Raw genomic sequence first — 9,479 nt, 5'->3', positions numbered from 1 at the left:
CGTTTCAAGCCCGGCGCGACGCTGAAGACCGCGCTGAACAAAGCCAAGTAGCTTCGCGCGGGGAGGCGCTGAGGTCGCAGGATTTTTCCAGAGCTTCGCCTGACGGCCGTCGGATCCCGGCGGCCGTAGCTTTTTGGTCGGCTTGCCTCGCGCGGAACCCGCCCTTAAAACCGCGCTGATACGCGGATCGCGTCGTTCCGGGCGGTTAGCTCAGTTGGTAGAGCATCTCGTTTACACCGAGAGGGTCGGCGGTTCGAGTCCGTCACCGCCCACCAACGCCATTCGGCGGCGTGAAAGACCGAGGAATTCATTGAGCCTGCTCGGACCAGAGAAAGCCGCTCGGATGAGACTGATCAAGACCGTCCTGTTCATTTTATGCGTCGTCGCCGCCTCGTCCGCGCGGGCGGAAGAGATGAGTTTTCGCGTCGTCGGCCTCGATTCCGGAGGCTGCGGCGCCCGGTGTCCGCAGGTGATCGCGGCGCAGGGCGAGATCAGCGCGGAAACGCCTGACGCCTTCCTCTCCTTTGTCCGCGAGCACGCCCGCGGGGGCAATTTGCGGAGCATCGTTCTGCTCGACTCGCCCGGCGGAAAGGTCGTCGCCTCGATGGAGCTCGGCCAGGCCCTCCGCAAGCTCGGCATGGCGGTGATCGTCGCCCGTCCCGCTGCGGATCAGTCGCGCAACATGGCGCTCGTTTCGGGCCGCTGCTATTCGGCCTGCGTATATGCGCTGATGGGCGGCAGGAGGCGGGTCATCCCGGCGCAGAGCAGCGTCGGCGTGCACCGCATGTTCAATTATTCGACGAATTTCGACATCGGCGAAGGCGGTTTCGTCCGCGAGCGCAACTATGACGATGGCGGCATGCTCAAGACGCTTTCGCGCTACGCGGCGATGATGGGCGTAAGCACCGAACTCGTGAAGCTCGCCGAACGGACGTCCCCCGACCGACTTTACATGCTGACGGGCGCAGACATTGCGCGCTGGCGGCTTGGGTCGCGCAAGCTTTAGGCGCGCCGGACAATGCACAATCAGCAACAGGGCAGAACATGAAACACATTCTCGAGGGGCTCGAACGGCGGCGCGCGTCCGCCCGACTCGGCGGCGGTCAAAAGCGCATCGAAGCGCAGCACGCGCGCGGCAAACTGACTGCGCGCGAACGAATCGAACTGCTGCTTGACCATGGCTCGTTCGAAGAATTCGACATGTTCGTCGCCCATCGCTGCACCGATTTCGGCATGGATCAGGGCGAGAAAATTTCGGGCGACGGCGTCGTCACCGGATGGGGCACCGTCAACGGCCGCGCCGTTTTCGTCTTCGCCAAGGACTTCACCGTGTTCGGCGGCTCGCTGTCCGAGACTCACGCCCAGAAGATCACCAAGCTGCAGGACATGGCGCTGAAAAATCGCGCCCCGATCATCGGCCTCTTCGACGCCGGCGGCGCGCGCATCCAGGAAGGCGTGGCGGCGCTCGGCGGCTATGGCGAAGTCTTCCAGCGCAATGTGCTGGCCTCCGGCGTCATCCCGCAGATTTCCGTGATCATGGGCCCCTGCGCCGGCGGCGACGTCTATTCGCCGGCGATGACCGACTTCATCTTCATGGTGCGCGATACGAGCTACATGTTCGTCACCGGACCCGATGTCGTGAAGACGGTGACCAATGAGTCGGTGACCGCGGAGGAGCTCGGCGGCGCTTCGGTGCATACGACCAAGAGCTCGATCGCCGATCGCGCATACGACAATGATGTCGAAGCGCTGCTGCAGATGCGCAGACTGATCGACTTCCTGCCCTCTTCCAATCAGGAGGAGCCGCCGGAATGGCCGGCGTTCGACGGCGTCGATCACATGGACGATTCGCTCGACAGGATCGTCCCGGACAATCCGAACAAGCCTTACGACATCAAGGAGCTCATCCATAAGGTCGTCGACGAGGCTGACTTTTTCGAAATCCAGGAAGCGCACGCCCGCAACATCGTGATCGGCTTTGGCCGAATCGAAGGGCGCACCGTCGGCTTCGTCGCCAATCAGCCGCTCGTGCTCGCCGGCGTGCTCGACATCGACGCGTCCAAGAAGGCGGCGCGCTTCGTGCGCTTCTGCGACTGCTTCAATATTCCGATCGTCACCTTCGTCGACGTTCCGGGCTTTCTGCCCGGCACGGCGCAGGAATATGGCGGCCTGATCAAGCACGGCGCGAAGCTGCTCTTTGCATACGCCGAAGCGACGGTGCCGAAAGTGACCGTCATCACGCGCAAAGCCTTCGGCGGCGCCTATGACGTCATGGCGTCAAAACATCTTCGCGGCGATGTCAACTACGCGTGGCCGTCGGCGCAGATCGCCGTCATGGGCGCCAAGGGCGCCGTCGAGATCATCTTCCGCGCCGATCTCGGCGATCCGGAGAAGATCGCTCAGCGCACCAAGGAATATGAAGACCGATTCCTGTCGCCGTTCGTCGCCGCAGAGCGCGGCTACATCGACGAAGTGATCATGCCGCATTCGACGCGCAAGCGAATCGCGCGCGCGCTGGCGCTGCTTCGCCATAAGGAATTGGAGAATCCCTGGAAGAAGCACGACAATATTCCGCTGTGATTGACGGCGAAGGCGCGCCGCGGCGCCGATCCTTGACGCTGCGCTGCGCCAATTTGGCGCGCGCTGCGCACGCCGCCTAAATCTGCGGCGCCGCATCACAAAATTCGCCAAAGTGCACATTTTTGAAGTGACAGGCGGCCCCTTTTGTCATAGGGTTCGCTCGCCAGGTTGGTTGGGTAAAAGCCTAAGCGTCGGATGCGTCGCAGGAGTTAGGCCCAGCTACGGTCCAAGTCGGGGAGGACGCCGAACAGAACGCGGTTCGCCGAGGCTCGAAGAAGAGCCGGCGCGAGCAGGCTATCGGAGCGACTTAAGACTTCGGAGCCTGGCGTTTCATTCGGTTAAGGACGGGGTGCCAAAGAGCGGGGAGCGGCGGGACGCCATCCCCGCTCTTTGTGTTTTTGTCCACCCTCGCTGTCGACGATTTGCCGTAGACGATTCCTTCAGGCCAAAGCGCAATATTCAGTGACGTTAGAACCAGCCTCGCCGTCGCCTTGACGGGCGATGACGCGCTTCCTACTTTCCGCGCAGCTTAACGAAAGCCAATGAAAGGCCGGCCATGTCCACGCAGAAAATCACCGACGCCACTTTCGAACAGGAAGTGCTCAAATCCGCAGAGCCGGTGGTTGTCGATTTTTGGGCGGAATGGTGCGGACCCTGCCGCATGATCGCCCCGGCGCTCGAAGAGATCGCCGCGGAGATGAAAGGCAAGGTCAGGGTCGTCAAACTCAACATCGACGAAAATCCCGCCGTGGCGAGCAAGCTCGGCATTCGATCGATTCCGACGCTGATCCTGTTCAAGGACGGCAAGGCCGCCGCGCAAAAGGTCGGCGCGGCCCCCAACGGCGAATTGTCGCGGTGGATCGCCGCCGCCGTGTGAACAATTCTTGCAAGTGTATGCGGCGGCCGACGCAACGCAACATGCGCTGCTCTCAAGCCAATAAACCTCGGGAGCTGCGCCGATGCGCCTTTTTCACCAATGCCTCGCTGTTCTCTGTCTGGCGGTCTTGACGCTTTCGCCGCTTCGCGCGGCGACCGCGAGCGAACTCACCGTCGCGGCGGCGTCCGATCTGAAATTTGCGCTGCCGGAGATCGTCACGGGCTTTCAGGCCGCCCATAAGGGCGACAAGATTGAGGTCGTTTACGGCTCCTCAGGCAAGCTGCAGACGCAGATCCGCGAAGGCGCCCCGTTTGACATTTTCTTCTCGGCCGACATCGCTTATGCGCAGGCGCTGCGCAAGGACGGCTTCGCCGCAACCGATCCCATGCCCTATGCGGTCGGCCGACTGGTCCTGTGGAGCGCGACGCGCGACGCGTCAAAGATGCGCCTGGAGGATCTGGCGGATCCCAAGATCGGGAAGATCGCGATCGCCAATCCGGCGCATGCGCCCTACGGCAGATGCGCTGAAGAAGTGCTTCGCCACGCCGGACTTTGGGACAAGGTGAAGGACAAGCTCGTCTTCGGCGAAAACATCGCCCAGGCGACGCAATATGCCGAGACCGGCGCCGCCGACGTCGCGATGACCGCTCTGTCGATCGCCGTGAGCAAGGAGGCTTCGGCCAAAGGCGGCTATGCGCTTATTCCCGCGTCGCTGCATTCGCGGCTCGAACAAGCCTATGTCGTCACCCGCCACGGCGCCGATAAGCCGCTGGCGAGGGCCTTCCTCGATTATCTCAAGACCAAGGGCTCGCAGGCGATCCTGGTGAAATTCGGGTTCTCGCCGCCGGGCCAGGCCGCTCGCTAGCCGCCGTTGCATTCGGCGATGAATCCGCAAACGGCGGCCCGGCGGATGCTGACATTCCGCCGCCTGTCGTAGTCTCACCGTCGCCGCGGGCAGGTCTCGCATGCCGACTTCCGAAGACTTCGCCGCGATCTGGCTGACGCTGAAGCTCGCGACGATCGTCACCGTTCTGCTGCTGCTGGTCGGCGCGCCGCTGGCGTGGTGGCTGGCGCGCACGCGATCCTGGCTCAAAGGGCCATTGGGCGCGATCGTGGCGCTGCCGCTCGTGCTGCCGCCGACGGTGCTGGGATTCTATCTGCTGCTGGCGATGGGCCCGCGCGGGCCATTGGGCAAGCTCACCGAGGCTTTGGGCTTGGGGCCTTTGCCTTTCACCTTTTCGGGCCTCGTCGTCGCATCGCTGTTCTACTCCCTGCCCTTCGTCGTGCAGCCGATCCAGAACGCCTTCGAGGCGATGGGCCATCGTCCGCTTGAAGCCGCCGCCACATTGCGCGCAAGCCCCTTGGACGCCTTCTTCACCGTGGCGCTGCCGCTCGCCAGACCCGGTCTCGTCACGGCGGCGATCCTCGGCTTCGCCCATACCGTCGGAGAATTCGGCGTCGTTTTGATGATCGGCGGCGCGATTCCGAACAAGACGCGGGTGATGTCCGTCCTGATCTACGATCAGGTGGAATCGATGAACTACGCGCGCGCGCACTGGCTGGCCGGCGGCATGCTGCTGTTCAGTTTCTGCGTTCTCCTGGCGCTCTACGGCCGCCGTCGGACTGGCCGCTATGGCTGACGGCGCCATCGTCGCGCGTTTTCGCCTCGCCTATCCCGGCTTCGCGCTCGACTTCGACGCGGAGCTGCCGGGCCGCGGCGTCACGGCGCTCTTTGGCCCCTCCGGCTCCGGCAAGACGACCGCGCTGCGCTGCATCGCGGGACTGGCGCGCGCGCCGGACGGACGTCTCAGGATCAATGGCGACGTCTGGCAGGACGAGGCGCATGGCGTCTTCCTGCCGACGCATCGCCGCGCGCTCGGCATGGTGTTCCAGGACGCGAGCCTGTTTCCGCATCTCACCGTGAAAGGAAACCTCGACTACGGGATGACCCGCGCGCGCGTCACGGCGGCGGAGGCCGGCCGCGACGCGCTCTGCGAGATGCTCGACATCGCCGCCCTGGCCGACCGCTGGCCGAATACGCTCTCCGGCGGCGAGCGGCAGCGAGTCGCGATCGCGCGCGCCCTGCTGACGCGCCCGCAACTGCTGCTGATGGATGAGCCGCTGGCGTCGCTTGACCTCGCGCGCCGTCTCGACGTGTTGCCCTATCTCGAACGGCTGCGCGACGAACTCGATATTCCGATCATCTACGTCAGCCATGCGCCGGAGGAAGTGACGCGCATTGCAGATGAAGCCGTGATTCTGGATCGCGGCCGCATTGTCGCGCGCGGCGCGCCGCTCGATGTTTTGCCGAGCGCGAGCCGCCTTGTGGAGGGCGGCAGGTTCGGCGTGGTGAATGCGCTCAAAGCGCGCGTCGTCGCCGTCGATGACGCCTATGGCGTCACGCGCCTCGCGCATCCTGCTGGCGAAATATTGATTGCGGCGCGTCTGACGAAAGAGCGCGAGGCCCGCGTCGTCATGCGGGCGACCGACGTGGCGCTCGCGACGTCAGAACCGCGCGATACGACCGTGCGCACGATTCTGCGCGGCCGCATTGAAAAAATCGACGCGACCGAAAGTCCGCTCGCCTTCGTCACCCTCACGCTCGTCGGCGGCGACCGTCTCGTCTCGGCGATCACGCGCCTGGCGCTCGACGAGTTGCGGCTGACCGTCGGCGCAGAAGTGTTCGCCCTGGTGAAATCGGTCGCTCTCGACGAACGCGGATTGCAGGCCGCCGAATTATGACAGCCACAGCGCCGCAAGGGCGCCGGCGACCGCCAGCGCGGAAGCCGCGGCCAGTCTGACGCCCATCGCGGCGCCGCCGATCGCCCAGCTGATGACCACTTTTGACGCCGTGTTCGACAGCATCGCCAGCAGGACCGCGCCCGCCGCCGCCGGCGCGCCGATCTCGCTCGCGCCAATTCGCGCCATGGTCAGTCCGATCGCGTCCACGTCGACGACGCCGGACATCAGCGCGAGCGCATAGGCGCCGGCGCTTCCGGCGAAATGCGTCGCAAGCCGCGAAAGAATCATCACCGTCGCGAGCAGCGCGCCGAATTTGAGCACCGCGACGAGATCGAGCGGATTGCCGACGGACAGGCTGCGCGATTCCCGAGGCTTCTCGTTTCGCCACAGGAGAAAAATTCCGGCGAGCGCGAACAGAACGCCGGCGGCAATGGCTGGCGGCGCCAGGCGCCACGCGAGCGTCGTATTGATCACTGCAATGACGACGACGACTCGCGGCGCCATCATCGCATTGGCGAAGATCGCGCCCGCCGCCGACGCGCCGATCTGCGCGGGATTTTCGCGCGCCAGCCGAGACATCGCCGCCGTCGCCGCCGTCGATGACGCCAGCCCGCCCGCCATGCCGGCGACGGCGACGCCGCGCCGATAGCCGACGAGCTTTACGGCGACGTAGCCCGCGAATGAAATCACGCCGATCAGAATCGTCATCAGCCACAATTCGAAAGGGTTGACCGCATTCCACGGGTCGATGGCGCGGTTCGGCAGAACCGGCAGCAGGATGAAGCTCATCGCGAGCAGCGCCAGCCCCGAGCGCAGTTCCGCCCAGGTGACGCGCTCGACAAATCCGTGAAGAAACGTCTTGAGCGCCAGAATGGCCGTCGTTGCGACCGCCGCCGCGGCCGCAGCCTGGATGTCGCCGACGACCGCGAAGGCGCCGAGCGAGAATGCGAGCGCGGCCGCGACCGCCGTCGTCGCGCCGAAACTCTCGTCGCGCACGTTTTCGCGATAACGATAGACGCCGATCAGCGCGCCGACGAAAACAAAGGCGATCGCCAGCGCCACGACGCCGGCCGCGCCGTACGGCTGAACGATTGCGCCCCACACGCCGCCGAGCAGCGCCGCAAGCCCGTTGGTCCGCAGGCCGGCGGCGCGTTCGCTCTCGGCCTCGCCGCGTGACTTCCAACCCCGTTCGAGGCCGATGAGCAGACCGATCGCGAGCGCAATCGACAGTCTCTGAATCAGTTCGACGGCGCCTAACTCGTACATCGCGATGTCTTTGTCTATTTCTTCGTCTGTTTCTTTGCGGTCGTGTTCTTCGCCGCATGACGCCAGGCCGTTTCAAGCGCGTCGCTCAGCTCCGAAGGATCGATTGCGTCGAGAAAAATCGTCGTCCATCCCTGGCGTCCCCAGGCGTTGCGAACGGGCGCAAACGCTTGCGGCGCCATCATGGATTTGAACTCTTGCTCCTCGGGCGTGAATTTCACATTCGCCGTCAGCCCGTCGGCTGCGAGAGTCGCGTAGATCCGCGCGACTTTGAAGGCGGCTCTGTCGAAATGCGGCGCTTCGCTCGTTCCCTCGAGCGACAAGGCGAGTCGCCGAACATCATGGCTTGTGGCCATCGCTCCTCCGTAAATGCCGGCGCCGGGCGCGCCATTTAAGGTAATATGGCGCACGCAAGCGCGAGCGTGCGCCCGACCCCGATCGGCAATAGAACAATTCTATGAACTTCCCCCTGCATCCTTCCCAACGCTCCAAGATCGCGCCCTTCATGGCGATGGACGTGCTGCGCGACGCGAAAGCTCTGGAGCGCGCCGGACGCCGCATCATTCATTTGGAGCTTGGCGAGCCCGGCGTCGCCGCGCCGCAGCGCGTGCGCGAGGCGGCCATCGAGTCGCTGCGCCACGGATCGATCGGCTATGGCGAAGCGCTCGGCGACGCGCCGCTGCGGAGCCGCATCGCGCGCCACTATCACGAGCGTTACGGCGTCGATGTTTCGCCCGATCGCGTCATCGCCACGACGGGCTCGTCCGGCGCCTTTCTGCTCGCCTTCATCGCCGCTTGCGATCCGGGCGCGCGCATCGCGGTCACCGCGCCGGGCTATCCCGCTTACGCAAACATCCTTTCCGCGCTCGGGCTGGAGCCGGTCCTGCTCGACGTCGGGCGCGACACGCGCTTTGCGCCCACGGCGGCGATGCTCGAAGCGGCGCATCGCGACGGCACGCTTCATGGCGCGCTCTTCATGAGCCCGGCGAATCCGACGGGCGCGATGATCGCCAGCGACGAGCTGGCGCGGATCTGCGCCTTCTGCGAGGAAGCGGACATCGTCTTCATTTCCGACGAGATCTATCACGGGCTCGAATATGAGACGCGCGCCGAGACCGCGTTGCGCTTCTCGCAACGCGCCCTCGTCATCAACTCCTTCTCGAAATATTACGCGATGACCGGCTGGCGGCTCGGATGGCTCGTCGCGCCGTCCGAATTGATGCGTCCGATCGAGCGCCTGCAGCAGTCGCTCGCGATCTGCGCCCCGACTTTGTCGCAGCGCGCCGCCCTCGCCGCTTTCGACGCTGGCGACGAACTCGAGGAGAACCGCGCCGCCTATGCGCGAAACAGAGCGCTTCTGCTCGACCGTCTTCCCAAATTGGGATTGGACAATTTCGCGCCGCCCGACGGCGCCTTTTACGTCTATGTCGACGTGTCGCGCTTCACCAATGATTCGATCGGCTTCTGCCGGCGGCTGCTGCACGAAGCCGGCGTCGCGACGACGCCCGGCCTCGATTTCGATCCGCGCCGCGGCGCGACAACGCTGCGCCTCTCATACGCCGGCCCGGAAGCCGACGTGCGCGAAGGCGTCGCGCGCCTGGAGGCCTGGCTCGCAGCCTGGAGCGCTTCCCGATCACATGGAATCATGTGATCGATAAGGAATCGCTCAAAATAAAGACGTTGGAGCAGGTTCTCATCTAAAAAGTCTGTCAACTTTTTCGGAACCTGCTCTAGGTCGTGTGGACTCTAAGGGTTCCAATTTAGGCGCAAATCAGATTCAAGGCTGCCTTTGGGGAGGCGGCCTTGGGTGTGATGGATCGACTGGTTTTGACCGATGCGGCTTGGGAGCGGATGGCACCGTTGATCATAGGCCGGCCCGACCAGAAGGGGTCGACCGGCCGCGACAACCGGATGTTTGTAGAGGGCGTATTGTGGATCGTGCGCACGGGCTCTCCCTGGCGTGATCTTCCGGAAGCGTTTGGGGATTGGAACAGCGTGTTCCGGCGTTTCAGTCGAT

10 protein-coding genes and 1 tRNA gene are annotated in these 9,479 nt (G+C 64.4%); 9 read left to right on the top strand and 2 right to left on the bottom strand.

Annotated elements, in window-relative coordinates; translation table 11 throughout:
* The first annotated feature begins 199 nt into the window (after positions 1-199).
* From AB7F41_RS16625 to modC, 7 genes are all read left to right on the top strand, one after another.
* Positions 200-275, top strand: a tRNA-Val gene (locus AB7F41_RS16625).
* Positions 276-343: 68 nt separating this feature from the next.
* The gene (locus AB7F41_RS16620) at positions 344-1,006 is read left to right on the top strand and encodes a hypothetical protein (RefSeq protein ID WP_428381129.1); all 663 of its coding nucleotides are present in this window, start codon (positions 344-346) and stop codon (positions 1,004-1,006) included.
* A gap of 38 nt (positions 1,007-1,044) precedes the next feature.
* Complete coding sequence (locus tag AB7F41_RS16615; protein ID WP_428381127.1) at positions 1,045-2,580, top strand: acyl-CoA carboxylase subunit beta; 1,536 nt, start codon at positions 1,045-1,047, stop codon at positions 2,578-2,580.
* Positions 2,581-3,136: 556 nt separating this feature from the next.
* Positions 3,137-3,457 carry a thioredoxin gene (gene trxA / locus AB7F41_RS16610; RefSeq protein WP_428406705.1) on the top strand — a complete coding sequence of 107 codons (321 nt, stop codon included), beginning with the start codon at positions 3,137-3,139 and terminating at the stop codon, positions 3,455-3,457.
* 82 nt (positions 3,458-3,539) lie between these two features.
* Positions 3,540-4,322 (top strand): molybdate ABC transporter substrate-binding protein, encoded by a 783-nt coding sequence (gene modA / locus AB7F41_RS16605; protein ID WP_428381123.1) that lies wholly within the window; start codon positions 3,540-3,542, stop codon positions 4,320-4,322.
* Between the two features lie 100 nt (positions 4,323-4,422).
* Entirely contained in the window at positions 4,423-5,097 is a 675-nt protein-coding gene (modB, locus tag AB7F41_RS16600; RefSeq protein WP_428381121.1) for a molybdate ABC transporter permease subunit, read from the top strand.
* Positions 5,090-6,199, top strand: a complete 1,110-nt coding sequence (modC, locus tag AB7F41_RS16595; RefSeq protein WP_428381119.1) for a molybdenum ABC transporter ATP-binding protein — start codon at positions 5,090-5,092, stop codon at positions 6,197-6,199. The genes modB and modC overlap by 8 nt, the downstream gene beginning before the upstream one ends.
* On the opposite strand, the gene AB7F41_RS16590 is transcribed toward modC, so the two are convergent.
* Together AB7F41_RS16590 and AB7F41_RS16585 are read right to left on the bottom strand one after the other, a co-directional pair.
* Positions 6,194-7,465: an MgtC/SapB family protein gene (locus tag AB7F41_RS16590; protein ID WP_428381118.1), complete on the bottom strand. Its 1,272-nt coding sequence runs from the start codon at positions 7,463-7,465 to the stop codon at positions 6,194-6,196. The genes modC and AB7F41_RS16590 overlap by 6 nt on opposite strands.
* A 14-nt stretch (positions 7,466-7,479) precedes the next feature.
* The gene (locus AB7F41_RS16585) at positions 7,480-7,818 is read right to left on the bottom strand and encodes an MmcQ/YjbR family DNA-binding protein (protein WP_428381117.1); all 339 of its coding nucleotides are present in this window, start codon (positions 7,816-7,818) and stop codon (positions 7,480-7,482) included.
* A 101-nt stretch (positions 7,819-7,919) separates the two neighbouring features.
* Here AB7F41_RS16585 and AB7F41_RS16580 point away from each other — a divergent pair, with 101 nt between their 5' ends.
* Together AB7F41_RS16580 and AB7F41_RS16575 are read left to right on the top strand one after the other, a co-directional pair.
* Complete coding sequence (locus AB7F41_RS16580) at positions 7,920-9,113, top strand: pyridoxal phosphate-dependent aminotransferase (protein WP_428381115.1); 1,194 nt, start codon at positions 7,920-7,922, stop codon at positions 9,111-9,113.
* A gap of 161 nt (positions 9,114-9,274) precedes the next feature.
* Positions 9,275-9,479 (top strand): transposase (locus AB7F41_RS16575; protein ID WP_428406706.1); only part of this gene is annotated, 205 nt, incomplete at its 3' end.

It is taken from the genome of Methylocystis sp. (genome assembly GCF_050251305.1).
GTDB lineage: Bacteria > Pseudomonadota > Alphaproteobacteria > Rhizobiales > Beijerinckiaceae > Methylocystis.
Note: the sequence above shows the minus strand (reverse complement) of the source record. Positions and strands in the feature narration are given on the sequence as shown.

Bases quoted from the DNA above. Each gene is read 5' to 3' on its own strand.
- modA (WP_428381123.1), top strand. From the start codon at position 3,540: ATGCGCCTTTTTCACCAATGCCTCGCTGTTCTCTGTCTGGCGGTCTTG.
- AB7F41_RS16620 (WP_428381129.1), top strand. From the start codon at position 344: ATGAGACTGATCAAGACCGTCCTGTTCATTTTATGCGTCGTCGCCGCC.
- AB7F41_RS16580 (WP_428381115.1), top strand. From the start codon at position 7,920: ATGAACTTCCCCCTGCATCCTTCCCAACGCTCCAAGATCGCGCCCTTC.
- AB7F41_RS16585 (WP_428381117.1), bottom strand. From the start codon at position 7,818: ATGGCCACAAGCCATGATGTTCGGCGACTCGCCTTGTCGCTCGAGGGA.
- modC (WP_428381119.1), top strand. From the start codon at position 5,090: ATGGCTGACGGCGCCATCGTCGCGCGTTTTCGCCTCGCCTATCCCGGC.
- trxA (WP_428406705.1), top strand. From the start codon at position 3,137: ATGTCCACGCAGAAAATCACCGACGCCACTTTCGAACAGGAAGTGCTC.
- modB (WP_428381121.1), top strand. From the start codon at position 4,423: ATGCCGACTTCCGAAGACTTCGCCGCGATCTGGCTGACGCTGAAGCTC.
- AB7F41_RS16590 (WP_428381118.1), bottom strand. From the start codon at position 7,465: ATGTACGAGTTAGGCGCCGTCGAACTGATTCAGAGACTGTCGATTGCG.
- AB7F41_RS16615 (WP_428381127.1), top strand. From the start codon at position 1,045: ATGAAACACATTCTCGAGGGGCTCGAACGGCGGCGCGCGTCCGCCCGA.